Below are 25474 nucleotides of genomic sequence, written 5' to 3' on the forward strand. Positions count from 1 at the left end.
GCGCAAACGGGGATAGATTTTGCATTCGTATGCACAGCGCGCGCTAAACACGCGGCTGCATTGATGGTTCCGCGCCGGCCGGGAAGGGATGGGCAGGGGACCGTCATCACGCCTCCTTGGGCCGGTAGATCTGCTGGTCGTCGCGGGCGACAATGCCGCTGTCCGGCAGCCGGGCCGAGGTCCGCACGATCAGCTCGCCATTGAGGATGCGGTGCTCGGCCTCGATCTCGCCGCTGGCGATCTGGTCCATCAGGATATCGACCGTGGCTTCGACCATGCGCTTGACCGGCTGGCTCATCGAGGTAATGCCATACGAGGTCCAGCGCGCCGGTCCGACATCGTCATAGCCCACGATCGACAGGTCCTCGGGAATCTTGAGGCCGAATTCGTAGCGCGCCACATCCATCACGGCGACGGCCATATGGTCATTGGCGACAAACAGCGCTTCCGGTCGATTGGGGCGCGATAGCATGGCCCGTGCCGCCTCTTGGGCGTCGTCGCGCGAATAATTGCCGGTCTCGATGATGACATCGACAAAACCATGCGCCGCCAAAGCCTCGACATAGCCCTGCTGGCGGTCGCGATTGGTCGAGGAATTCTCCAGCCCGGCAATATAGCCAAAGCTTTTATGCCCGCCGGACACGAGGAATTCGGCAATCCGCTTGCCGCCCTCCTTGTTGCGGGTGGTGACGCTCGAGACGGCGTCGCGCTCGGTGGTGCGGTTGAACAGCACAACGGGAATGCCGGCCGTGGCACATTCTTCCGACAGTTCGGAGGACAGCGAGGTCGAGGCCAGGATAATGCCGTCCACGCGATACTGCATTAACTGGTCAAAAACCGGGTCGCTGTCGCGATCCATGAAGCCGGTAAATAGCAGCAGGTGGTAGTTCTCCGCCGCCAGCGCCCGGCCGAGCTCTTCGAGCACATCGGGGTAGAACAGGTTTTCCAGATACGCCATCACCACGGCGATGATGCGCGAGCGGCTGGTGATCAGCGAGCGGGCAATGGCATTGGGCCGATAACCCAGCACCTTGGCCGAGGCCAGTACCTTCTGCCGCGTCTTAGGGGAGATCGACGCGCCAGGCGTGAAGGTGCGTGACACGGCCGATTGCGACACGCCGGCATGTTCGGCCACCTGGGAGGAGGTGACGCCCGGTTTTTTTACGCCGATGTCCATCCGCCATCCACCAGAAGAGAAGATCCCGTCATCAATGCCGACGCGTCGGAGGCCAGGAACACGATCGGCCCCATAAGGTCCTCGATGCGGCCCAGCCGCCCCAGCACGATCTTGGACAGCACCCAGGCGCGGAAGTCGGGATTGCTGAGATTTTTGGCCGTCAGGTCGGTCTCGATAAAGGTCGGGCACACCGTATTGACCCGAATATTGTCCGGCCCCAGTTCGATCGCCATGGCCTTGCTGAGGCCTTCAACGGCAAATTTGCTGGCCGCATAGACGGCCCGGTCGGGCCCGGCCACGTGGCCCATCTGCGAGGAGATGTGAATGATCGAGCCGGGCAGGCCAGCTTCGCGCAACCGCCCCACTACCGCCTGCGACACGAACAGCGTCGCCGCGACATTGAGGTTCATCACCGCCTGGTAACTGCCCGGCGTGATCTCGGCAAAGCTTGAATGCCGCCCGGTCCCCGCGGAATTGACCAGCACCTGGAACGGCTCGACCTCGGCCACAAAGGCGCGGACGGCATCGGTATCGGTAATGTCGATGGCCACGCCCTCGGCCGTGAGACCCGCTTCGGCGAACTGGTCCACCACCAGCGTCACATCACCCGCCGTGCGGGCGGCAATGGTGACCGCCGCGCCGGCCTCGGCCAGCGCTACCGCCGCCCCCAGCCCGATGCCGCGCGTGCCGCCGGTCACCAAAGCGCGCCGTCCGTCAAGCCGGAAGCTGGGGGTGCGGGGCAGGGTCATCTATTCTGCGGCCTCGGTGCGGGGTGTGGCCCCGGTGCCATAGGGCACGTTGCGGCCGCCATAGCGGCGCACCCGCACATTGGCCTGCTCGGCATGGCCGACAAAGCCTTCCAGCATGGAAAGGCGCGAACCATACTCGCCGATCATGGCCGAAGCCGCGTCGGTCGTGACGGTCTGCCAGGTACAGGTCTTCATGAACTTCCCCACCCACAAGCCACCGGTATAACGCGCTGCCTTCATGGTGGGCAGTGTGTGGTTGGTCCCGATGACCTTGTCACCATAGGCGACATTGGTGCGCGGGCCCAGAAACAATGCGCCGTAATTGCTCATCTTGTCGCGGAACCACATGTCCCGGTCGGTCATCACCTGCACATGTTCCGACGCGATGTGATCGGCGATGGCCAGCATCTCCTCATAGCTGTCGCAGACGATGATCTCGCCGAAATCGTCCCAGGATTTGCGGGCGATATCGGCGGTTGGCAGGATGGTCAGCAGCCGCTCGATTTCGGCCATGGTGTCGCGCGCCAGCTTTTCCGAATTGGTCAGCAGGATGGCCGGCGAGGTCGGGCCATGCTCGGCCTGGCCGAGCAGGTCGGTGGCGCAGATTTCCCCGTCCACCGTCTCGTCGGCAATCACCAGCGTCTCGGTCGGTCCGGCAAAGAGATCAATGCCGACCCGGCCGAACAGCTGCCGCTTGGCCTCGGCGACAAAGGCATTGCCCGGGCCCACCAGCATGTCGACGCGCTCGATGCTCTCGGTGCCGATGGCCATGGCGCCGATCGCCTGGATGCCGCCCAGCACATAGATTTCGTCGGCGCCGGCCATGGCCTGGGCCGCAACGACAGCCGGGGCCGGCTTGCCGTGAAAGGGCGGCGCACAGGTGATGACGCGCGCGCAGCCGGCCACCTTGGCGGTGATGACAGACATATGCGCTGATGCCAGCAGCGGATATTTGCCGCCGGGCACGTAGCAGCCGACATTGGTGATCGGCACATGCTTGTGGCCCAGCGTCACGCCGGGCAGGGTCTCAACTGTCAGGTCGGTCATGGTAGCGCGCTGCGCCTGGGCGAAATTGCGCACCTGGGTCTGGGCGAACTCGATATCGATCAGGTCCTGGTCCGTGAGCTGGTTGAGACAGTCATCGATTTCGGCCTGGCTGAGGCGGAAGTCGGTGCGGTCCCATTTGTCGAACTTCTGCGACAGTTCGCGCACGGCGGCGTCGCCGCGCTTTTCGATGTCACCCAGAATGGTCTCGACGGTGATGCGAACCTGGCGGTCCGCCTCGGCGCGTGCCTCGACATCCTTGCCGCGTTTGAGCCAAATCGCCATGAAGCGCTCCCTTTTCGTCCGTTATAGCATTCTTGCATACGTATGCAAATGGAAAACCGCCAAACGGGCGGCGATAGTGTCAGGTGAGTGTGGGTGGCCGCTGCACGGCGTGATCACTGGCCCGCTCGAAGGCGTGGCCGATCTGCACGATGCGCGCCTCGTCATGATGCCTGCCGATCAACTGCAGGCCGATGGGCAAGCCATCGGCAAAGCCGACAGGCATGGCCAGCACCGGATGGCCGCTGACATTGAAGCCTATGGTGCGCATCGGCGTCCACACGGCCTCTTCCTCGAACGGCGCCGCGAGCAGGGCCGTGGTCAGAGCGCCGACCGTGAGCAGGGCGTCGTGCTGGTCCAGCAGTTGATCCACTGCCGCCGTGAAGCGCTGCCCGGCCTGGCGCGACGCCTCGAGCTCGGCATCACTGATGGCCACGCCGGTCACGAGGCTGAGATAAGCGCGCCGCCCATAGGCCTCGGGATGATCGCGCAGTTCGGCAGCGTGATAGTCAAAGCTTTCCTTGTGCAGGATTGCCGCCGCCGCCACTTCGATGGCCGCATAGTCGGGCAGCTCGACCTCCTGGATCACCGCGCCCAGCCGCGACAGCGTGGATGCAGCCTCGTCCATGGCGGCCAACACGGCGGGCATGATCTGTGAGTCATGGGCAAACCAGTTGCGGGCATAGCCGATACGCAGCCCGGTGATCGGTCGCCCCAGCCAGGCGGTAGCCGGTTGCGCAGCGCCCGTGTCGGCAATGGCGTCAAGCATTATTGCGGCCTCGGCGACGCTGGCCCCCATAGGGCCGACATGGTCCATGCTCGGCGACATGGTCAGCGCCCCTTCGACGGGCACGCGGCCAAAAGTCGGTTTGAAGCCGACAACGCCGCAATAGAAGGCCGGGCCGCGCAGCGAGCCGCCAGTATCCCCGCCCAGCGCCACGCGCAGCAGGCCGCCGGCAATCGCCGCGCCATTGCCCGAGGACGAGCCGCCGGTAATATGCGCCAGGCTCCAGGGATTGCGGGCAGGGGGAAATAGTCCGCGGCTGTCGGGGCCAACCGTGCCCCATTCATAGGTGGCGGTCTTGCCGATCAGCACGGCACCGGCCTCGGCCAGCCGCGCCACGGCAACCGCGTCGCGCTCGGCAATGGCATTGGCCCGTCCGGGCGCATTGGCTGTGGTGGCAAGCCCCGCGACGTCGATCATGTCCTTGATGCCGACCGGAATGCCCTGCAGCGGGCCGCGATCCACGCCCGCGACAAACTCGGCATCGGCACGCGCTGCATCGGCCAGCGCCCGCGTCTCGCTGATGGCATAGAAGGCCCGATAGGCCGGGTCGCGTGCGGCAATGCGCGCCAAATAGGCCTTGGTCAGCGCCATGGCCGTGATGGCACCATCGCGCAGCGCCTGGCCCTGGGCGAAGAGATCGCGGTCCAGCAGGGCGTCGGCGTCCATGGCCAGCGCGACGCTATTGGGCGCCGATACGGCAGCATCGCCATCAAGCCTGGCAAGCCCGTCATGCAGCCAGTCGGCCAGCGCGGCGACGCTGTCGGTTTCGGTCGCCGATAGCGTGATGCCGGCCGCAGCCAGCTGCGCGCCTAGGTCCGGCACGCCGTCCTTCGGCAGGGGGCTCACGGCCGGCGCTCCGGACAAGGCATTATTGGGCATGCTCAAGCCGCACGCCGCTGGCCTGGTCGAACAGGTGGCAGGCGCTGGCGGCGATATTGACCCGGGCCAGCTCGCCGATCTCGGCGCGATAGTCCTTGCTCACCTTGATCGAAATCAGCTCACCCGCCACCCGCATGGACAGCATGGTGGCTTCACCCAAGAGCTCGACCGTATAGATCGGCGCCTCGATCTGGCCATTGGCCTCGGCCAGGCTGGCATCTTCGGCGCGGAAGCCCAGCGTCACCGGGCCATTGACGGCCTTGGACAGCCCCTCGATGCGGATCCGCTCTGCCGTGAACACGCCATCGCTGATCGTGCCCTTGATCAGGTTCATCGCCGGCGAGCCGATAAAGCTGGCCACGAAGGTATTGGCCGGGCGGTCATAGATATCCATCGGCGTGCCGACCTGCTGGATCAGCCCCTTGCTCATCACCACCACGCGGTCGGCCAGCGTCATGGCCTCGATCTGGTCATGCGTGACATAGATGGTGGTGCGCTTGAGGGTGTGGTGCAGGTTCTTGATCTGGGCCCGGGTCGAGACGCGCAGCTTGGCGTCGAGATTGCTCAGCGGCTCGTCCATCAGAAAGGCATTGGGCTCGCGCACGATGGCCCGGGCCAGGGCGACGCGCTGGCGCTGCCCGCCCGACAGGGCGGCCGGCCGGCGCTGCAGGAAATCGTCGAGCTCGACCATCTTGCTGGCTGCCATGACCCGTTCATGATGCTGCTCCTGCGGAACCTTGCGCACCTTGAGGGGGAAGCGGATATTCTCGTAGACCGTCATGTTCGGATAGAGCCCGTAGCTCTGGAACACCATGGAGATGTCGCGATCCTTGGGCTCGAGCTTGTTGACCAGCCGGTCGCCGATCCAGATCTCGCCCTCGGTAATGTCCTCGAGGCCGGCGATCATGCGCATGGTGGTGGTCTTGCCGCAGCCCGAGGGCCCCAGCAGCACGAGGAATTCCTGGTCGGCAATGTCGAGGTTGAAGTCCTTGACGCCGACAAAGCTGTTCCAGCGCTTGGAGACGTTCTTGAGACGGATCTGAGCCATGGGATTATTCCTTAATTTGTCGCGCTCGCGAACCGCAAAACCGGAAGACCACTTTTGCTGCTCACGCGACTAGCCTTTCACTGCGCCGGCGGTCAGTCCGCTGACGATCTGGCGTTGGAAGAAGAGGACGAGGATGAACAGCGGCACCGTCGCCGAGACCACGGCGGCCACGGCATACATGACATTGCCCTGTTCCTGCACCGAGCCGAGGAAACTGGAAATCTTGGGCACCATGGTCTGGTTGTCGGCGCTGAGCAGCATCGAGGTGACGGCAAAGTCATTATAGGCGAGCAGGAAGCTGAACAGCCCCGTCGTCACCACGCCGGGCCACATCACCGGAATGATGACCATCCGGAAGGCCTGGAAGCGCGTGCAGCCGTCCACCATGGCGCTCTCGTCGAGATCCTTGGGGATGGACAGGAAGAACGAGTGCAGCATCCACAGCGTGAACGGCTGGTTGATCGCCACCAGCACGATGATCGAAGTGGGCAGCACGCCCCAGATATTGAGCTGGAAGAAGGGCAGCAGATAGCCCGAGACCAGGGTGATATGCGGCATGGCGCGGAACACCAAGGCCGCGATCAGGATCCAGAAGGCATAGCGGTGCCCCGACCGCGCCAGGGCATAGCCGCCCAGCGTGCCCAGCGTCAGCGAGATCACCGTGACCGAGACGGTGACGATGGCGGTGTTCATCACGGCGCGCCAGAATTCGCGCGTTACCCAGGCGCCGTGATAGCCGTCGCCCGTAAAGGCGCTGCCGGTCTGGCTTTGCGTATAGGTGCCGAAAATGGCGTGCCACCAGCTTTCGCGCGAGAAGAAGTCCGGCTCGACCTTGAACGATCCCCAGACCGTCCAGATGAAGGGGAAGGCGGCCAGGATCACCCAGATGACGAGGAAGGCGCTGATGATCAGCAGCAGCGGCAGCGGGCGGCGTTGGGCCTGTACAGCGTCGGACATGGTCACACCACCTTGTGGTTGAAGTCGCGCCAGGTGCGGATCAGCACCGGCATGAGAAGCACGATGACGCCGGCAATGGTCAGCACCGAGGTGGCGCCGGCCGAGCCGAACAGCTGCGCATCGCCGCTGAGGTCGTTGAAGATCAGCCAGCTCAGCGAGGTCGCGCTGGCCTCGGCGGAAAAGCCGACAATGGGTTCAAAGACGCGGAAATTGTCCATCAGCTGCACCAGCGCCACGAAGGTCGCCAGCGGCATCAGATGCGGAATGATGACATAGCGGATGCGCTCCCAGCGGCTGGCCCCGTCGATCATCGCCGATTCCACCGTGTCATGCGGCACGGTCTGCAGCCCGGCATAGAACACCACGAAGCTGAACGGCGCATTGGTCCACACGCCATAAAACAGCAGCGACGCCCAGGTCAGCGCCGGCGACTGGCGCAGCGACAGGGTCGGGTCGTCGAACAGGTGCTGCAGGCTGGCCCCGATAATGCCGTTGGACTGGATCATCCAGTAGAGGATGAGCGAACCCACCAGCGGGGTAATGATCATCGGCAGCAGCGAGAAGAAGATTACCGGGCCCTTGATGGCCTTGGGAATGGCATTGACCGCCAGCGCGATGAGAAAGCCCAGGCCCATGGCGAGCGGCGTCACCACGAAACAGAACACCAGGGTGAACGATAGCGCCTTGTAGAAGGGCAGGTTGTAGATGCGGTTCACCACATCGCCGAAACCGCTATTGCTCGTGAGGATCGCGCCGATTTCCGCCACCGCCAGGTGGCCGCGATTGAGATAGGTGCCAAAGCCGTTGAACTGGCCCAGCGGCTGTTCGGCGCGCAGTTCCGCCATCGCGGCGGTATCGACCCGCACATCGGTGGTGCAGCCGCCGAACGGCTGGCAGTTCTGCACTTCCACCAGCACGCGCGGATGCTCGACATGCAGGCTCTGGATCACCACCGAGACGATCGGCAGGGCGATGAACAGCACCATCGCGATCAGCGAGGGGAGGATGAAGGCGAAGAATGTCTTGTGTGGCATCAGGGCCTCTCCGAGGTCGCGAATGTCGATGAAGCGCAGGACGATCCGCCGGGAACAACGTGTTGTGTGCGGGGTACCACCCACCCTCAGTCCCTCCCCATCGAGGGGAGGGAGGCGCCAGCTCATACGCCCGTGTTCATCGTCTCCCTCCCCCTGTGGGGAGGGATCAAGGGTGGGGGTGGGCCACCCGGGCTGAGCCCGCGTCGCCCACCCGGTATACCTAGAGGTAGCCGCCTTCACGGGCTGCCGTATCATAGGCTGCCTTGACGTCGGCCAGGGCCTGGGCCGCGTCTTCCGTGCCGGCCATGAATTCGGCCAGTTCGCTCGACAGTGCCGTGTGCAGCAGGCCCATATAGGGCTGCATCGGATAGGCACGGGCGCCAGCATTGGCGGTGGCAATCACGCCCACGGCAGCCGGGCCGGGCTCGTAGCCGGCGACCAGCCAGGTGGCGACGCCAGGATTGGCAGCGACCATTTCCGGGCTGATGCCATGCACCATGGCCTGGAACGAGGCCGCAGCGTCTTCGTCCGAGATATTCTTGGCAATGGTGAAGCCGTCCCACCAGAGCGCGACGGCCGGGATTGTGCCGCCACCAATGGTCGGCGCGGCGGCTAGCACGGTGTTTTCCACCACGCCTTCGGCGGCACCTTCCTCATCGATGGTCGCGCCGGCCAGCGAGCCCCATTCCACCATCATGGCGGTGTTGCCGGCTTCGTATTCGGCCTTGATCGAGTTCGCGTCAAAGGTCAGGTAATCGGGGTCCATATAGGCCGTCATGGCCCGCAGGGTCTCGAGAACCTTGAGGCCATTCTCGTTGTCGATGGCCAGGTCCGCCGTGCCGGGCGCGAAGAACTCGGCGCCGGTGCCCAGATAGGCATTGACGAATTCAGCCCCCAGATCCCAGCCTGGCTTGACCGAAGCGGCCAGCGGATAGTCCATGGCGCCCGAGGCCTTGATCTTTTCGGCAGCCGCCAGCATGTCCTCGTATGAGGTCGGTGCGGCAACGCCGGCAGCGTCGAGGATATCCTTGCGGTAGAACAGGTGCTGGGCATTGCCCATGAAGGCCACGGCCATCACCTTGCCGTCGATGGTGATCAACTGGTTGGGCTGCAGGTCCTGGCCATACTGGGCCACCAGATCGTCCAGCGGACGGATCAGGTCGTCGTTCAGCAGCGGCACGATGGAATTGTTGGCAACCACCGCAACGCTGTATTCGGCCGGGTTGATCGAGAGCGCGGGAACCTGCAGGTTCTTGTGCTCGGCATTGGCATTGGCGGTCACGGTGATGCCGTCGGCAGCACATTCCCCGGCCGTGGTATTGATCAGGCGCAGCGCTTCAAAGTCGTTGGACAGGATCCGCACCGAACCGGTGCCTTCGATCCCGCAGTCTGCAAAGGCAGCGCCGGCGCTGAGGCACATGGCAGCCAGGCACACAGTCGTCTTCAACATAAGCTTCATTTGGTTCTCCTGATGAGCGGTCTGCACTGTCCAACGGCCAGATGCGCCCGCCATCCCCTGTTTGATGATCTACGCTCCCGCGGCCGACACAAGGTCAATCGGTCCCTGCACCGGCCCTTTGTCTTCCGCACGTCATAATTGGTAAGGGAGCCTGCATACGAATGCAATTGCTTTTTGCATTCGTATGCAAAACGCCTCCGGATGTCGTCACGCGCCAGTCAGCACAGCGTCATCGCCCGCTCATTGTCGAGCACGATCACCGCATCGCCGGCAAGAGCGGCCGGCGCTGCCGTCCCCGCTTCGATGGCGCCGACCAGCGCCGTATGCGCCGCCAGCGCGGCCGCGCAATAGGGCGCCGTGCTGGTCCCATCCAGCGATTTGAGCGCCAGCGCCAGCGTCAGCTCGACAATCCCGGTCACCGAGCGGAGCAGGGCATTGCCCGAGGCCTCGGCAATGGTGCGGTGGATTTCCAGGGCCGACAGGCCATGCGCCTCGAGGTTCCCCTCGGCCAGGTCCATCTGGTGCAGCCAGTATTTCATCAGCCGCACATGCTCGGCGGTGCGCCGCACACTGGCCAGGGCGATGGCCCGGCTTTCCAGCGCCCCGCGCACGTCGAACAGGCTCTCGAAAAAGCGCTGGTCCGGCTTGGCATAGAAGTGCCAGCTCAGCACCTGCGGATCAAAAAAGCTCCAGCGGCTGGCGGGGGTGACGCGGGTGCCCACCTTGGGCCGCGCCTCCACCATGCCCTTGGCCTCGAGTGTCTTGAGCGCCTCGCGCAGCACCGTGCGCGAGACACCATAGGTTTCCATCATCACCGCATCATTGGCCAGGATCGAGCCGACCGGAAACTGGCCGGTAACGATGCCCAGCCCGATTTCATTGATGACGAAGGTGTGGAAGTTCCGTGCAGCGGGTCGCCCGGATAGGGAGCGAATAAGGCTGCCTGCTTCGATCATGCTACGCTTTCTCGGGCGACTTCTCTCCGGGGGTGGAGGCCGCGAATATGACACGCTGCAGCACGATGAACAGGAACAGCAGCACGCCGATGACGATCTTGGTCCACCAGCTCGACAGCGTGCCGTCAAAGATGATGTAGGTCTGCACTAGGCCCAGCAGCATCACGCCCACGAAGGTGCCCAGCACGAAACCATAGCCACCGGTCAGCAGCGTGCCCCCGATCACCACCGCACTGATCGCGTCCAGCTCCACGCCCACCGCCGCCAGCGGATATCCTGCCGAGGTGTAGAGCGAAAAGACGATTCCTGCCAAGGCCGCCAGCATGCTCGACAGCATATAGATCTGCACCGTGGTCTGCGCCACCGGCACGCCCATTAGCGAGGCCGATACGGCATTGCCGCCCAGCGCATAGACATAGGAGCCGAACTTGGTGCGATGCGCCAATAGCGCCCCGCCCAGGAATACCGCAATCATCAGCAGGCCGATAAAGCTCAACCGGCCGCCGCCGGGCAGGCGGATCATCAGGTCGCCCAGCGTGGCGTAGAATTCATGCCGGATCGGCACCGAATCCTGGGTGATGATCGAGGCGCCGCCGCGCGCCAGGAACATGCCCGCCAGCGTCACGATGAAGGGCGGTACCTGCAGATAGTGGATGGTAAAACCCATGGCCGCGCCGAACAGCCCGGCTACCCCCAGCGCGATGACGAAGGCCACCAGCGGGTGAAAGCCCAGCCAGCTGACCAGCACGGCGATCAGCACGCCGGTAAAGCCGATCACGGCGCCTACCGACAGGTCGATACCGCCCGAAATGATGACAAAGGTCATGCCCACCGCGGCAATGCCCAAAAAAGCATTGTCGGTGAGGAAATTGCCCAGCACGCGGGTCGACAGCATGTTGGGAAACTGCAGCACGCTCATGGCATAGGCGATCACGAAGATCACCGCCGTGGCGGCAAGGGGGCGCAGGCTGCGTTTCATTTGGACACTGCCTTGCTCGAAAGGGCGGACCGGCGCTGGAAGGGCAGGGCGGCATAGGGCGACTGGATGAGCAGGATCAGGATGATCATCCCCGCCTTGACCACCAGGTTGAACTCGGGCGGAAAGCCCGACACCAGAATGCCGGTATTCATCGCCTGGATGATCAGCGCGCCGACCACCGCCATGGGAATCGAGAACTTGCCGCCCAGCAGCGAGGTGCCGCCGATGACCACGGCCAGGATGGCGTCGAGTTCGAGCCAGAGCCCCGAATTGTTGGCATCGGCGCCGCGGATATCGGCCGCCACCACGACGCCGGCAATCGCCGCGCACAACCCGGACAGGGCATAGACCAGCATCAGCAGCATGCGGCTGCGGATGCCGGCCAGCGAGGCGGCGGCGCGGTTGACGCCGATCGCCTGGACGAAGAGGCCAATCGCAGTGCGCCGCACCAGCAGCGTCACCAGGACCATCAGCACCACGGCGATGACGGCCGCCATGGGAAAGCCGAGGAAGGAGCCGGTACCGATGAAGATCAGCGTCGGGTCATTGAAGGTGACGATCGAGCCTTCGGTGATCAGTTGCGCAATGCCGCGCCCGGCCACCATCAGCACCAGCGTGGCGACGATGGGCTGGATATCCAGAATGGCCACCAGAAAACCGTTCCACAGCCCACAGAGCAGGCCAACCGACAGGGCGGCCGCCACGGCCAGCGGTGCCGGATAGCCGGCCACCACCGTGGTGGCGGCGACCGCGCCGCACACCGCCATGATGGCGCCGACGGAGAGATCCACGCCCTTGGTCGCGATCACCCCGGTCATGCCGACGGCGAGGATGGCCACCGGCGCGCCGCGATTGAGCACGTCGATAAAGCTGCCGAAAAAGCGCCCGTCCTGCCAGGTGACGTTGAAGAAATTGGGGAACAGCAGCCAGTTCAGCAGCAGCACGCTGACCAGCGCGATCAACTGCGGATTGGCCAGGCGCTCGAGGCGGAGACGCTTCATGACACGGCCTCGTCGGGGTGATTGGCGATGGCTTGCACGATGACTCCGGGATTGATGTTCTTGCCGCGCAGTTCGGCGACCATTTGCCGGTCGCGCATCACCACGATGCGCGAGCTGTAGGCAACGACCTCGTCCAGCTCGGACGAGATCACCAGCATGGCCATGCCATCGTCGCGCAGCCTGTTGATGGTGCGGACGATCTCGGCATGGGCGCCCACATCAATGCCCCGTGTCGGTTCGTCGAGGATCAAAAAGGCCGGGTCGGTGGCCAGCCAGCGCGACAGGATCACCTTCTGCTGGTTGCCGCCCGACAGCAGCTTGACCGGCATGTCCAGCGAGGCGGCGCGGATATCCATGGATTCGGCAAAGTCTCCGGCGATTTCGAGCTGTTCGTCGCGATTGAGCGCGCGGAACCAGCCCAGCTTGCCCTGCAGCGCGATGACGATATTCTCGCGCACCGACAGGTCGCCGAAAATGCCCTCGGCCTTGCGGTCCTCCGGACAGAAGCCGAAGCGGTGGCCGATGGCGTCGCTGGTATGGCGGATGGCGGCAGCTTTACCCCCGACGCGGACGCTGCCCTGGTCGGCCGGATCGGCGCCGAACATGATGCGCGCCAGCTCGGTCCGTCCCGATCCCAGAAGTCCGGCGACCCCGATCACCTCGCCCTTGTGGATCGTCAGGTCGAACGGATGCACGCTGCCCTTGCGGCCAAAGCCGGCAAACTCGAGCAGAACCTCGTGGTTGGCCGTCTCCGGCTCCAGGTCCGTCGCGCCATTGAAGGCAATGTCCTTGCCTAGCATCAGCCGCACGACGTCGGTGCGGTTGAGCGTATCGAGCATGCGCGTCTCGACCAGCCTGCCATTGCGCAGCACCGTCACGCGGTCGGCAATGGCAAACACCTGATCGAGGAAATGAGTGATGAAAATGATGGCGAGGCCGCTGCGCTTGAGCTCGCCAATGACCTCGAACAGGCGTTCGACCTCGTGGCGGTCCAGGCTGGCCGTGGGTTCGTCCAGGATCAGCACCTTGCCCGACAGCGCCACGGCGCGGGCAATGGCCACGATCTGCTGCACCGCCACCGAATGGCTGCCCAGTTCGCTGCCGGGGTCGAGCTTGAGCCCGTAGCGCGTCAGCAGCACCCGGGCGTCGGCTTCCATCTTGCGATAGTCGACCAGGCCGAAACGAGTCGGCTGGTGCCCGAGATAGAGGTTCTCCGCCACCGAGCGGTTGGGCAGCAGGTTGACCTCCTGATAGACCGTGCCGATGCCATGAGTCTGGGCATGCAGCGGATTGTCCAGCGTCACCACGTCGCCATCGACGAGTACCGTGCCGCCGTCGGGCTGATAGGCACCCGTGAGGATTTTGATCAGGGTGGATTTGCCGGCCCCGTTCTCGCCCAGCAGCGCATGCACCTCGCCGCCGCGCAGGCCGAAGTCGATATTGTCGAGCGCCATGTGGCCGCCGAAAATCTTGCTGATGCCGCGCGCTTCGAGCACGTATTGGCTGTCGGCCATGCCGCTATCCTTTTTGGTACCACCAAATTCTCAGTCGTCTCCCTCCCCCTTGTGGGGAGGGATCAAGGGTGGGGGTGCCGCTGGCGCCGCACGCCCTATGGACGTGATCATATGCTGGCAGAACCAAACCCCCACCCTCACTCCCTCCCCACAAGGGGGAGGGAGGCAGATCGGGGCATGCTACCAGCGGTTGGCCGCTGCTGTCTTGGGTTAGTAGCCCAGACCCTTGCGGGTGTCGTATTCGCCCTGCGGATTGTCAGCCGGCGTATAGAGCTTGGACTCGGTGATGATGAACTTGGCGGGCATGGTGCCGTCGGCCAGATAAGCGGACAGCGCATCGAAGGCCGGGCCGGCCATGTTCGGGGTCAGCTCGACCGTGGCATTTGCTTCGCCGGCAACCATGGCGGCAAAGATGTCCGGCACGGCGTCGATGGAGACCACCTTAATGTCGGTGCCGGGCTTGAGGCCGGCATCCTTGATCGCCTGGATGGCGCCAACGGCCATGTCGTCATTATGGGCATAGACCGCGCAGATATCGGCGCCGCCATTTTCCGCCTTGATGAAGCCTTCCATGACTTCCTTGCCCTTGGAGCGGGTAAAGTCGCCGGTCTGGCTGCGGGCAATGGTCAGGTTGGCATGGCCGGCAATCGCCTCTTCAAAGCCCTGCTTGCGGTTGATCGCCGGGGTCGAGCCGACGGTGCCCTGCAGCTCGACGATCTTGCAGTCGGCATCGCCAACTTCGGCCACCAGCCACTCGCCGGCAACGCGGCCTTCCTTGACCTGATCGGAGGCCACGGAAGTCAGGTACAGGTCTTCCGGCGCATCGACGCCGCGATCGAGCAGGATCACCGGAATTTCGGCTTCCTTGGCTTCGGTCAGCACATCGTCCCAGCCGGTGGCGACGACAGGCGCCACCATGATGGCGTCAACGCCCTGGGCGATGAAGCCGCGAATGGCCTTGATCTGGTTTTCCTGCTTCTGCTGCGCATCGGCAAACTTGAGGTCGACGCCGCGGGCTTCGGCTTCCTGCTTGGTCACCGAGGTCTCGGCGGCGCGCCAGCCCGATTCCGAACCGATCTGGCTGAAACCGACGACGAGGCCCTTGAGGTTTTCCTGAGCGATGCTGACAGAAGTCAAAGCGGTAGCGAGGCTTGCCGCGATGGCAAGCTTGGTGATGATGGTCACGATGTCCTCCCAAAAAATGGTCGCTGCGGTGTGTTCACCTGCGGCGATGAGGGGACGCTATATAAAGTACTATTATATGTAAAGATGGATTTTGGCGGTGCCGGGAGAATGGTTTTCCTCCGGTTTTCCGGCCTTCTCGGGCGGATCAGGCTGTCCAGCCACCATCGATGATGTGGATCTGGCCCGTCGTATAGGTGGCGCCTGCCAGGTACACGGCCAGGTCCGCCACCTCTTCGGGCCGGGCAATGCGGCCGATCGGTTGGCGGGCGATAAAGGCCGCCTTGGCCGCCTCGAAATCGCCGGTGGCGTGCCAGCGCTCATGCAGCGACGGGCTGTCCACGGTACCTGGGCAGATGGCGTTGACGCGGATGCCCTGGGTGGTGAAATCGGCGGCGATCGACTTGGTCAGCCCGATCACCGCCGCCTTGGAAATCGTATAGGCGGCGCGGTTGGGCACGCCTTTGACCGAACTGGCTACTGTTGCCATGTTGATGATCGCCCCATCGCGCCGCGCCAGCATCTGCGGCAGCACGGCCTGCACGGTGCGGATCTGCGCCTTGATGTTGAGGTTGAACGCGAAGTCGAGATCGGCGTCGCTCATCTCCAGCACCGTGCCCGAATGCACCACCCCGGCGCAGTTGAACAGCACGTCGATCTGCCCGATCTCGGCCACCGCCTGCTGCACCGCCTCGGTCGACAGCACATCGAGCACCCGCGTCGTCACATGGTCCATGCCCGCAAGCTCGGCCAGCCTGGCTTCGTTCACATCGGTGGCGATCACCTGCGCGCCGGCCGCGACGAAGGCTTCCACGGACGCCCGGCCGATGCCCTGCGCGGCGGCAGTGATGAGAACGATTTTACCGGTCAGGTCGGCCATGCTGGTTTCCTCTTGTCGGGCTGCGCGTCGGTTGGACGCGACTGTAGCACTATGCGCGATAGGTCATGCTCAATGCTCACTATGTGCTAACACTTAACAGCAAAAGGGTGTGAGAGATCGAATGTCCGGCGCCCCGGGAGTGAGGAAAAAGACCATGCGCATTATCGATACGCACCTGCACCTGATCTATCCGGGTCGCTTCAGTTATCCCTGGTTGAGCAACCGGCCAAGCATCGATAAGCCATGGAATATAAACGACTATTTCGCCGAAGCGCTGCCGCTGGGCATTCAATCCGCGCTGCATATGGAGGTGGATGTCGCTGAAGCCGACATGCTGGCCGAGACCGAATTCGTCCTCACGCTGCCCCGCATCGCCGGCGCCGTCGCCGCCTGCCGCCCCGAACACATGAATTTTGTCGATCAGATTGAACGACTTAGCGACCACGCTCACGTCAAGGGCGTGCGCCGTATCCTGCATGAATCGCCCGACGACCTCAGCCAGTCTGACCTGTTCGTCGAGAACATCCGCCATCTGCCCGATTACGACCTGAGCTTCGACCTCTGCGTCCGCGCCGACCAGCTGCCCGTCGGCCAGATGCTGGCCGAACGTGCGCCTGACGTGACCTTTATCCTCGACCATTGCGGCGTGCCTGATATCACCGGCGCCGGGCTTGATCCATGGCGTGAAGATATCAGCAAAATCGCCAGGCTTCCCAATGTGATGGCCAAGATTTCTGGTGTAGTGGCCTATGCCGGCGCCGACTGGACCGTCGACACCATCCGCCCCTATGTCGAACACATTATCCACGCCTTTGGCTGGGATCGCGTGGTCTGGGGGAGTGACCATCCGGTGGTCTGCCTGACCGGCTCGCTGACCCGCTGGGTCGAGGCCACCAACACCATTATTGCCGGCGCCAGCGACGACGAAAAGGCCAGATTGCTGCACGCCAATGCCGAGCGCATCTACAAGCTCTAGACCCGTTTTGCCGCCATTTGGTCACCACTATGAACGCATGATGACTGAAAAACCCTAGCGCGCCAGCGCCTCGCGCAGCGGCAGGCCGGTGGTGCTGCGCAGGTCGAGATCGGCCTCGATATGGTCGATATGGCTGACCAGCAGTGATGCGGCGCGTTCGCCATCGCCGGCTTCGAGCGCGGCGAGGATTTCGGCATGCTCGCCATGGCCGCAGCTCGAGACGCCCGAATTGCCATAAAGCGCGATCACCAGCGACGAGCGGGCCACCAGCTCTTCCATAAAGCGCAGCAGGATGACATTGCCTGCAACGCTGGCCAGCAGCAGGTGAAAGTCGCCGGAGGCACGGATCTCGGCTCGCCGCGCTACCGGCCCGCGCTCGTCGAGCAGGCGGGTTTCCTCGGCCAGCAGGGTGGTGAAGAGGTCGCGATCCGCCGGTGTCAGGCCGGCCGCGGCCGCGGCACGGGCAATGCCCGGCTCGATCAGCCGGCGCGAGTCGAACACCTGGCGGGCCTCTTCGGGCGAGGGATTGGCGACAAAGGCGCCGCGATTGCGCTCGGTCTTGACCAGGCCCTCAAAGGCCAAAGCCTGCAGGGCGGCGCGCACTACGGTGCGGCTGACATCGAACAGCACGCCCACCTCGGCTTCCGACAGTTTTGTCCCCGGCGCCAGCCGCCGGTCCACAATGGCGTCGCGCAGATGATCGCGGATGGTGGCAGCGCGGTCTTCGCCGGCAAAGGGAGAGGCAATAGGGGAGTCGTCGAGCGTCATGAAATCACCTGTTGGCTCCTTCATAGAAACAATCGCGCCCATGTAAAAGAAAATTGTCGCACACGATCCGCCCGTGGATTGCATACAATTTCAGCGCGCCTTGCGTCCAATTGAGCAAAATATGGGCGGTTAGCAGAAATGCGCAATCTGGCGGCATTTATCGACGTAAGAATTAGCATTCAAAGTCAATAGCTTACCGCGTCGCCCACGGATTGGCATGACAGATGCATGGTAGTCCCCGCAACCCGGGGAGTGCTGCATGACCAAAGCCGCCGAGATCGAAATGGCGCTGGTATCCAAGATCTACGGCAAGACCACGGCCGTCGACGCCATCTCGCTGCGCATCCCTGCGGGCAGCTATTGCTGCCTGCTCGGGCCCTCCGGCTGCGGCAAATCCTCGACCCTGCGCATGATCGCCGGGCACGAAAGCGTCTCCATCGGCGATATCCGCCTGGGCAATAATGTGGTGACGGACGTGCCGCCGGCCAGCCGCGGCACGGCCATGATGTTCCAGTCCTATGCCCTGTTTCCCCATCTCGACCTGGTCGACAATGTCGCCTTCAGCCTCAAGATGGCTGGCGTCGACAAGGATACCCGCCGGGCAAGGGCGCTCGACATGCTCAAGCTGATGCAGATGGAGGCCTATGCCGATCGCCGGCCGGCCCAGCTCTCGGGCGGTCAGCAGCAGCGCGTGGCTCTGGCCAGGGCGCTGATCACCGACCCCGAGGCCCTGCTGCTCGACGAGCCGCTTTCGGCGCTCGATCCCTTCCTCAAGATCCGCATGCGCGCCGAACTCAAGAAACTGCAGAAGCAGCTCGGCATCACCTTTGTCCACGTCACCCATAGCCAGGAAGAGGCCATGGCTCTGGCCGACCTCGTCGTGGTGATGAATGACGGCCGCATCGAGCAGGCCGCCAGCCCGCGCGAGGTGTTCGAACGCCCGGCCACCGCCTTCGTCGCCCGCTTCATGGGCGACCACAATGTCATTGCCGGCAAGGCGGTGAGCGCCAGTAATGGCCTCGTCAGTTTCGAGGTATCCGGCGGCGGCACCTTCACGGCCTCCGGTGATCCCGTGCCGGCCGGCAGCAATGTCGATGCCGCCATCCGCACCGATCACGTCCGCATCGGCGAAAGCCCCGTCAAAGGGCTCGGCTTTACCGGCCTTGTCACCAATCTCGAATATCGCGGCGCCACGATCAAACTGACCATCGAAGGCGCCGGCATCGCCGAATTCACCGCCATCATCACCGACCGCGCCTTTTACGCGACGCCCGTCGCGGTGGGCGATGCGGTGCCCCTCCATTGGGATGCCGAGGACACCATCGTCCTGGGCACGCTCAATTCCTAGATCTCAGCAAAGCAAACAGGGACGTTTAGGCCATGACAGAGACCACCAAGACGACCGGCATCACCCGCCGCAACCTGCTCAAGACCGGCGCTGCCGCCGTGGCCGGCACGGCCCTGGGCACGGGCGCCATCACCGGCTTCCCCACCATCTGGGCGCAGAACCCGATCACCCTGCGCCAGTTCGGCACCGGCGTGTCCAACCTCAATGCCATTGCCGAAAAGTGCAAGGAAGACCTCGGCATCACGCTGGAAATGACGGCCACCGATTCCGACGCCGCCGCCCAGCGCGCCGTGACCCAGCCCGACAGCTATGACATTGCCGATATCGAATACTGGATCCTCAAGAAGGTCTTCCCCAGCGGCGTCATCCAGCCCATGGATACCAGCCGGCTGACCTATTACGACAAGATCGTGCCGCTGTTCAAAACCGGCAAGCTGCTGCCCGACAGCGTCATCGCCCAGGGCACAGCGCCGCACACCGTGGGCTTCGTCGACGGTCCGGACAGCACCACCTTCGCCGCCGGCGAAACCGGCTGGTTCACCATGGTCCCCACCATCTACAATGCCGATACGCTGGGCATTCGTCCTGACCTGGTCGGCCGCGACATCACCACCTGGGCCGACATCATGGACCCCGCCTTCAAGGGCAAGACCGCCATCATCAACGTGCCCTCGATCGGCATCATGGATGCGGCCATGATCATGGAAGCCATGGGCAATATCACCTATGGCGACAAGGGCAACATGACCACCGCCGAGATCGATGCCACCATCGATTTCCTGATCAAGGCCAAGCAGGACGGCCAGTTCCGCGCCTTCTGGAAGAGCTTTGACGAGAGCGTCAACCTGATGAGCTCGGGCGAAGTGGTGATCCAGTCCATGTGGTCGCCGGCCGTCGCCGCCGTGCGCTCCAAGGGCATTGCATGCAAATACCAGCCGCTCAAGGAAGGCTATCGCTCCTGGGGCGGTGGCCTCGGCCTGGCCGCTCATCTCGAGGGCGCTCAGCTCGACGCGGCTTACGAATATATCAACTGGTACACGTCCGGCTGGGTCGGCGGCTATCTCAACCGCCAGGGCTATTACTCGGCAGCCATGGATACGGCCAAGGAACACATGTCGGCCGACGAATGGGGCTACTGGATCGAAGGCAAGCCCGCCCAGGGCGATATCCTGGCGCCCGATGGCACGGTGATGGAAAAGGCCGGCGCCGTGCGTGACGGCGGCTCGTTCGAGGAACGCATGGGCAAGGTCGCCTGCTGGAACTCGGTCATGGACGAAGACCGCTACATGGTCCGCCGCTGGAACGAGTTCATCGCGGCCTAAACGCAGTATCGACACTCGGCTTCCCCCTCCGCCAGGGGAGGGGAGCCACAGAGTTATCCTCACCCAACGGCGAGGGTATAGCCTGCAGCAGGAGAAAGATCAGACATGAACACGCTGCTGAGCCGCGCCACGCCCTATCTGCAGGCCACGCCGCTGCTGCTGATCCTGGGGTTCTTTCTGGCGCTGCCTATCCTGCTGCTGCTGGTGGTCAGCTTCTGGGACTACGATTTTGCCGGCATGTATCCCGATTTCATGACCCTCAATTATGAGGAGAGCCTGGGCTCCTGGGTGACCTGGAAGACCTATCTCAACACGCTCAAATTCGCGGCCATTGTCTGGGCCATGACCGCCTTTGTCGGCTTCTGGGTCGCCTATTTCCTGGCTTTCCATGTCCGTTCGGCGACGACGCAAATGGTGCTGTTCCTCGTCTGCACCGTGCCCTTCCTCACCTCCAACATCATCCGCATGATCTCCTGGATCCCCGTGCTCGGCCGCAATGGCCTGATCAATTCGGGCCTGGTCGGCGCCGGCATTGTCGAGCAGCCGGTCGAGTGGCTGCTCTATTCGGACTTCGCGGTGATCCTGGCCATGGTCCACCTCTATACCCTCTTCATGGTGACGCCGATCTTCAACACCATGATGCGCATCGATCATTCCCTGGTCGAGGCGGCGCGCGATGCCGGCGCCCGCGACTGGCAAATCATTTGGAACGTCATTTTGCCGCTGGCCAAGCCGGGCATCGCCATCGGCTCGATCTTCGTGGTGACGCTGGTCATGGCCGATTTCTCCACCGTGCAGGTGATGAGTGGCGGCCAGTCGGCCTCGGTGGCGCTGATGATGCGCAACCAGATGAGCCTGCTGCAATATCCCGCGGCGGCGGCCAATGCCATCGTGCTGCTGGTGCTGGTCCTGTTCATGGTGGCGGGCATTCTGCGCATCGTCGATATTCGCAAGGAGCTGTGAGATGGGCCACGAGAAACGCAGTTTCGGCTTTTACGTCCTCGCCGCCTTCTTTGGCCTCTTCGTGCTCTTTCTCTATGGGCCGCTTTCGGCCGTGTTCATCCTCTCCTTCCAGGGGCCGCAGGGCGGGCTGACCTTTCCGCTCAATGGAGTCTCTCTCCGTTGGTTTCAAAATCTGTTCGAGACCCAGGCCGTCGGCGATTTCGGCGCCAGCTTCACCCGCTCCTTCCTGCTCGGGCTGCTGGTCATGGCTTCCACGGTCCTCGTGTCGCTGCTGGCCGGGCTCGCCTTCCGCCGCAAGTTCGTTGGCGCGACGCCGCTGTTCTATCTGACGGTGGCGAGCCTGGTCGTCCCCTCCATCATCGTCTCGCTGGGCATTGGCGTGCTGTTCCAGCAGCTCGGCTTTCGGCCCGCCTGGTTCAGCTCCGCCTTTGGCGCCCATCTCACCTGGACGCTGCCCTTTGGCGTGCTGATCATGTTCGCCGTCTTCAACCGCTTCTCCCCCAGCTACGAGGAGGCGGCGCGCGACCTGGGCGCCAGTTCCTGGCAGACCTTTGCCCATGTCGTGCTGCCCATGATCGCCCCCAGCCTGATCGGCGTCGGCCTGTTCGGCTTCTCGTTGAGCTATGACGAATTCGCCCGCACGCTGATGACCTCGGGCAGTTCCAATACGCTGCCGCTCGAAATCTACGGCATGACCACCAATGTGACGACGCCAGTGCTCTATGCGCTGGGCACGGTGACGACCGTCTTCTCCTTCCTCGTCATTCTGGTGACCGTCGGCATTATCCTGCTGCTGGGCCGGCGCCGGGCCCGCGCATGACAAGCATCCTCGTCGTCAATCCCAACACGACCGCCAGCATGACGCTGACCATCGCCGCCGCCGCGCGGCTGGTGGCGGCGCCGGGGACGGAGATCGTGGCTGCCACCTCCAGCATGGGGCCGGCCTCCATCGAGGGCTATTATGACGAGGCCTTCGCTCTGCCCGGCTTGCTGAGGGAAGTCGCTGCCGCCGAACGGGCAGGGGCCCACGCCGCCGTGATTGCCTGCTTCGATGATACCGGGCTCGACGCGGCGCGGGCCATGGCGCAGATCCCGGTCATCGGCATCTGCGAGGCGGCGCTGACCGTGGCTGGCTTCATCGCCAAGCGCTTTACCGTGGTGACCACCATGGAGCGCTCGCGCGTGCCCATCGAGGAACTGGTGCAGCGCTATGGCATGAGCGGCCGTGCCCGGGTGCGCGCCGCCAACATCGCCGTGCTGGCGCTGGAGGACCCCAATTCGGGCGCCCGCGACAAGCTGCGCAACGAGATCGTACGCGCCATGGCCGAGGACAATGCCGAAGCCATCGTGCTGGGCTGCGCCGGCATGGCCGATCTGGCGCACACGCTGAGCGGCGAATTCGGCGTGCCGGTGATCGACGGGGTAGGGGCCGCGGTCAAGCAGGCCGAGGCGCTGGTGGCCCTGGGCCTGCGCACCAGTAAGCGCGGCGCCTATGCCGCGCCTCTGGCCAAGCCCTATGCCGGCGCGCTCAAGGAATTTGCCCCGTCATGAGCCGCACCATCCGTACCCTGACATTGACCGAGATCGGCACGCTGCTTGACTGGGCGGCGGCAGAAGGCTGGACCCCCGGGCTCGCGGATGCAGCCGCTTTCCACGCCGCTGATCCCCATGGTTTTCTCGGCGCCTTTGCCGGCGACACCATGGTCGCCGGCATTGCCGCCGTGGCCTATGACGAGAGCTTTGGGTTCATCGGGCTCTATATCTGCCACCCGCACTGGCGTGGGCAGGGGCATGGCAAGGCGGTCTGGGACGCCGGCATGGCCTATCTCGGAACCCGCACCATCGGCCTCGATGGCGTGCCCGAACAGCAGGCCAATTATGCCAGCATGGGTTTTGTGCCGGCCTATCAGAGTGTCCGCATGAGCGGGACGCTGGCGGGGGCAGGGGTAGTCGCAGCGAATCCTGACCTGTTCGCGGCCATCGGCGCCCTTGATGTGGCCTGCTTTCCGGCGGCGCGACCGGACTTCCTGCGCCTGTGGCTGGCGCCGCCGCACCGACTGCTGACGGCTACCCGCGACGGCGAACTGGCCGGCTATGCCGTGCTGCGACCATGTCGGTGGGGGCAAAAGCTCGGGCCGGTCTTCGCCCGCGATTCTGAAGCTGCCACGGCGCTGCTCGACCAGGTCGAGGGGCCAGTGCAGATCGACGTGCCACAGGCGCAGGCGGGCTGGATCGATCTGCTGGCGGCGCGCGGGTTTACCCCTGGCTTTGCCACGGCCCGCATGTATCGCGGTACGCCGCCGGTGCTGGCCATGCACCAGATATTCGGCGTCACCAGCCTCGAACTGGGCTGAGCGCGTCGCTGTCGACCGGCGCAAATGGCGGCTGGTGCCCGTCGGAACATTCACCATGCCATCAGCCGCATGCCGCGCATAGCTGTCCTACAACCACCCTCGATTGACTTAGAAAGTGCACTTACTATATGTGCCTATATAATAAGTACACTTACGGGTTGCGACGTATGGAAAACCAGTCCGACCGGGAGCGCATGCTGGGCAAATTGCTGCCCGAACAGGCCCGCACCATCGCCACCCTGTTGCACGACACGACGCGCCTGCTGCGCCGCCGCTTCGACATCGCCGCCAAGGAATATGGCCTGACGCTGCCGCAATGGAAGGCGCTTGGCGCCATCCACCGCCAGGACGGCATCACCCAGGTGGCACTGTCGGGCGCCCTCGACATCGACGCCATGACGCTCAGCGGCATCCTCGATCGCCTGGAAAAGCGCGGCCTGATCGAGCGCTTCGTGCATCCCGAGGACAGCCGCGCCAAGCTCAGCCGGCTGACTGCCGAGGGCATTGAGCTGGTAACCATTGCCCGCAATGTCGGGGCGCAGGTCTTCGGCGAAGCGATGGACGGCCTGACCCCGGCCGACCTGGCCCAGCTGATCGAGCACCTGACGCGCATCCGCACCAATCTGAGCAATTTTGACCAAGACAATGCCGAACCAGGGAAAGCCTCCTGAAATGAATGCTCGCGCCACCGAACCGGCCGCCGCCGGAAAGATCGCCGATACCAAGCCGCGCCCGGTGCCGCCCCCGGTGGCCGCCAACGCCCCCGAGCCCGAGGCCGCGGCGCCACGCAAAGGCGGCGCCGGCCGCATTCTGCTGATGGCCGGCGTGCCGCTGCTGCTGGTCGCCGGTGGCGGCTGGTTCTGGCTGACCGGCGGGCGCTATGAAGAGACCGACAATGCCTATGTGCAGCAGGCCAAGGTATCGATCAGCGCCGATGTCTCGGGCCGCGTCTCGGACGTGCGCGTGCATGACAACCAGGTCGTCGCCGCCGGCGACGTGCTGTTTGCCATCGACCCGCAGCCCTTCGAGATCGCCCTCAGCCAGGCCGATGCGGCTTTGGCCTCGGCCCGCGTCAATGTCGAGCAGCTCAAGGTGAGTCTCGGCACGGCACAGGCCCAGCTCAAGGCCAATGAACAGACCCTGGCCATCCGCCAGGCCGCCTATGACCGCAAGCAGGCGCTGGTGACCCAGGGCGTGTCGGCAGATGCCTCGCTCGACGAATCCAAGCTCACCCTGCAGCAGGCCCAGAGCGCGGTGGACCTGGCCCGCCAGCAGGTGGCAGCCGCCACCGCCGCCCTGGCCGGCGATCCGGCCATTGCCACCGACGCCCATCCCGCCGTGCTGGCGGCGCTGGCTGCCGTCGAGCAGGCCCAGCGCAACCTGACCCATGCCACGGTCACCGCCCCGGCCGGCGGCGTGGTCTCCAATGTGTCGAGTCTGAATGTCGGCCAGTTCATCGCCGCCGGCTCGATGATCGCCTCGCTGGTGGAAACCGACAACACCTGGATCCAGGCCAATTTCAAGGAAACCCAGCTGGCCGAGCTCAAGGTCGGTCAGCCGGTCGAGATCAAGGTCGATGCTTTTGGCGCGCCCCTGCATGGCACAGTGGAGAGCTTCGGCGCCGCCACCGGCTCCGAATTCGCCCTGATCCCGGCGCAGAACGCCACAGGCAACTGGGTCAAGGTGGTGCAGCGCCTGCCGGTGCGCATCGCCCTGTCTGAGGCCGCCGACGCCGTGCTCAAGACCGGCATGAGCGCCATGGTGACGGTCGATACCGGCCGCAGCACGCTCGACAAGCTCAGGGGCGAATGAGCC

At 64.1% G+C, this 25474-nt stretch carries 24 protein-coding genes; 9 read left to right on the forward strand and 15 right to left on the reverse strand.

Features of this window, described 5'->3' with window-relative positions:
- Nucleotides 1-106: 106 nt before the first annotated feature.
- From AC4NN3_RS00635 to AC4NN3_RS00700, 14 genes are all read right to left on the reverse strand, one after another.
- Nucleotides 107-1177 (reverse strand): LacI family DNA-binding transcriptional regulator, encoded by a 1071-nt coding sequence (locus AC4NN3_RS00635; protein ID WP_491925212.1) that lies wholly within the window; start codon nucleotides 1175-1177, stop codon nucleotides 107-109.
- A complete protein-coding gene (locus AC4NN3_RS00640) occupies nucleotides 1162-1926 on the reverse strand; it encodes an SDR family NAD(P)-dependent oxidoreductase (protein ID WP_491925213.1) in 765 nt (254 codons plus the stop codon). The genes AC4NN3_RS00635 and AC4NN3_RS00640 overlap by 16 nt, the downstream gene beginning before the upstream one ends.
- On the reverse strand, nucleotides 1927-3255 hold the full coding sequence (hisD, locus tag AC4NN3_RS00645) for a histidinol dehydrogenase (protein WP_491925214.1): 1329 nt from the start codon (nucleotides 3253-3255) through the stop codon (nucleotides 1927-1929).
- Between the two features lie 79 nt (nucleotides 3256-3334).
- A complete protein-coding gene (locus AC4NN3_RS00650) occupies nucleotides 3335-4885 on the reverse strand; it encodes an amidase (protein ID WP_491925215.1) in 1551 nt (516 codons plus the stop codon).
- A 22-nt stretch (nucleotides 4886-4907) separates the two neighbouring features.
- Complete coding sequence (locus tag AC4NN3_RS00655; RefSeq protein WP_491925216.1) at nucleotides 4908-5966, reverse strand: ABC transporter ATP-binding protein; 1059 nt, start codon at nucleotides 5964-5966, stop codon at nucleotides 4908-4910.
- A 69-nt stretch (nucleotides 5967-6035) separates the two neighbouring features.
- A complete protein-coding gene (locus AC4NN3_RS00660) occupies nucleotides 6036-6923 on the reverse strand; it encodes a carbohydrate ABC transporter permease (protein ID WP_491925217.1) in 888 nt (295 codons plus the stop codon).
- 2 nt (nucleotides 6924-6925) lie between these two features.
- Nucleotides 6926-7957 (reverse strand): carbohydrate ABC transporter permease, encoded by a 1032-nt coding sequence (locus tag AC4NN3_RS00665; protein WP_491925218.1) that lies wholly within the window; start codon nucleotides 7955-7957, stop codon nucleotides 6926-6928.
- Nucleotides 7958-8177: 220 nt separating this feature from the next.
- The gene (locus tag AC4NN3_RS00670) at nucleotides 8178-9416 is read right to left on the reverse strand and encodes an ABC transporter substrate-binding protein (RefSeq protein WP_491925219.1); all 1239 of its coding nucleotides are present in this window, start codon (nucleotides 9414-9416) and stop codon (nucleotides 8178-8180) included.
- Nucleotides 9417-9634: 218 nt separating this feature from the next.
- Nucleotides 9635-10372, reverse strand: coding sequence for a FadR/GntR family transcriptional regulator (locus AC4NN3_RS00675; RefSeq protein ID WP_491925220.1), 738 nt, complete (start codon nucleotides 10370-10372; stop codon nucleotides 9635-9637).
- 1 nt (nucleotide 10373) lies between these two features.
- Nucleotides 10374-11351, reverse strand: a complete 978-nt coding sequence (yjfF, locus tag AC4NN3_RS00680) for a galactofuranose ABC transporter, permease protein YjfF (protein ID WP_491925221.1) — start codon at nucleotides 11349-11351, stop codon at nucleotides 10374-10376.
- Nucleotides 11348-12352: an ABC transporter permease gene (locus tag AC4NN3_RS00685; protein ID WP_491925222.1), complete on the reverse strand. Its 1005-nt coding sequence runs from the start codon at nucleotides 12350-12352 to the stop codon at nucleotides 11348-11350. Before AC4NN3_RS00685 ends, yjfF begins: the two co-directional genes overlap by 4 nt.
- Nucleotides 12349-13866, reverse strand: a complete 1518-nt coding sequence (locus AC4NN3_RS00690) for a sugar ABC transporter ATP-binding protein (RefSeq protein ID WP_491925223.1) — start codon at nucleotides 13864-13866, stop codon at nucleotides 12349-12351. Before AC4NN3_RS00690 ends, AC4NN3_RS00685 begins: the two co-directional genes overlap by 4 nt.
- 210 nt (nucleotides 13867-14076) lie before the next feature.
- Nucleotides 14077-15051 (reverse strand): galactofuranose ABC transporter, galactofuranose-binding protein YtfQ, encoded by a 975-nt coding sequence (gene ytfQ, locus AC4NN3_RS00695; RefSeq protein ID WP_491925224.1) that lies wholly within the window; start codon nucleotides 15049-15051, stop codon nucleotides 14077-14079.
- Between the two features lie 145 nt (nucleotides 15052-15196).
- Nucleotides 15197-15928, reverse strand: coding sequence for an SDR family oxidoreductase (locus AC4NN3_RS00700; protein WP_491925225.1), 732 nt, complete (start codon nucleotides 15926-15928; stop codon nucleotides 15197-15199).
- 154 nt (nucleotides 15929-16082) lie between these two features.
- Between AC4NN3_RS00700 and AC4NN3_RS00705 the strand changes: the two genes are divergently transcribed.
- Nucleotides 16083-16904: an amidohydrolase family protein gene (locus AC4NN3_RS00705; protein ID WP_491925226.1), complete on the forward strand. Its 822-nt coding sequence runs from the start codon at nucleotides 16083-16085 to the stop codon at nucleotides 16902-16904.
- 54 nt (nucleotides 16905-16958) lie between these two features.
- Here AC4NN3_RS00705 and AC4NN3_RS00710 read toward each other — a convergent pair whose 3' ends face one another.
- A complete protein-coding gene (locus AC4NN3_RS00710) occupies nucleotides 16959-17672 on the reverse strand; it encodes a GntR family transcriptional regulator (RefSeq protein ID WP_491925227.1) in 714 nt (237 codons plus the stop codon).
- 259 nt (nucleotides 17673-17931) lie between these two features.
- Between AC4NN3_RS00710 and AC4NN3_RS00715 the strand changes: the two genes are divergently transcribed.
- The 8 genes from AC4NN3_RS00715 (at nucleotide 17932) to AC4NN3_RS00750 (ending at nucleotide 25471) form a co-directional block, all read left to right on the forward strand.
- Nucleotides 17932-19020, forward strand: coding sequence for an ABC transporter ATP-binding protein (locus AC4NN3_RS00715; RefSeq protein WP_491925228.1), 1089 nt, complete (start codon nucleotides 17932-17934; stop codon nucleotides 19018-19020).
- A 32-nt stretch (nucleotides 19021-19052) separates the two neighbouring features.
- Nucleotides 19053-20342: an ABC transporter substrate-binding protein gene (locus AC4NN3_RS00720; RefSeq protein WP_491925229.1), complete on the forward strand. Its 1290-nt coding sequence runs from the start codon at nucleotides 19053-19055 to the stop codon at nucleotides 20340-20342.
- 105 nt (nucleotides 20343-20447) lie between these two features.
- A complete protein-coding gene (locus tag AC4NN3_RS00725; protein ID WP_491925230.1) occupies nucleotides 20448-21305 on the forward strand; it encodes an ABC transporter permease in 858 nt (285 codons plus the stop codon).
- 1 nt (nucleotide 21306) lies between these two features.
- Nucleotides 21307-22125, forward strand: coding sequence for an ABC transporter permease (locus AC4NN3_RS00730; protein WP_491925231.1), 819 nt, complete (start codon nucleotides 21307-21309; stop codon nucleotides 22123-22125).
- A complete protein-coding gene (locus tag AC4NN3_RS00735; protein WP_491925232.1) occupies nucleotides 22122-22856 on the forward strand; it encodes an aspartate/glutamate racemase family protein in 735 nt (244 codons plus the stop codon). The genes AC4NN3_RS00730 and AC4NN3_RS00735 overlap by 4 nt, the downstream gene beginning before the upstream one ends.
- Nucleotides 22853-23659 carry a GNAT family N-acetyltransferase gene (locus tag AC4NN3_RS00740; RefSeq protein ID WP_491925233.1) on the forward strand — a complete coding sequence of 269 codons (807 nt, stop codon included), beginning with the start codon at nucleotides 22853-22855 and terminating at the stop codon, nucleotides 23657-23659. The genes AC4NN3_RS00735 and AC4NN3_RS00740 overlap by 4 nt, the downstream gene beginning before the upstream one ends.
- A gap of 167 nt (nucleotides 23660-23826) precedes the next feature.
- The gene (locus AC4NN3_RS00745) at nucleotides 23827-24330 is read left to right on the forward strand and encodes a MarR family winged helix-turn-helix transcriptional regulator (RefSeq protein ID WP_491925234.1); all 504 of its coding nucleotides are present in this window, start codon (nucleotides 23827-23829) and stop codon (nucleotides 24328-24330) included.
- A 1-nt stretch (nucleotide 24331) separates the two neighbouring features.
- Nucleotides 24332-25471 carry an HlyD family secretion protein gene (locus AC4NN3_RS00750; RefSeq protein WP_491925235.1) on the forward strand — a complete coding sequence of 380 codons (1140 nt, stop codon included), beginning with the start codon at nucleotides 24332-24334 and terminating at the stop codon, nucleotides 25469-25471.
- Nucleotides 25472-25474 lie beyond the last annotated feature (3 nt).

The sequence above is a fragment of the Devosia sp. MDV22-iso42 genome, assembly GCF_058629155.1.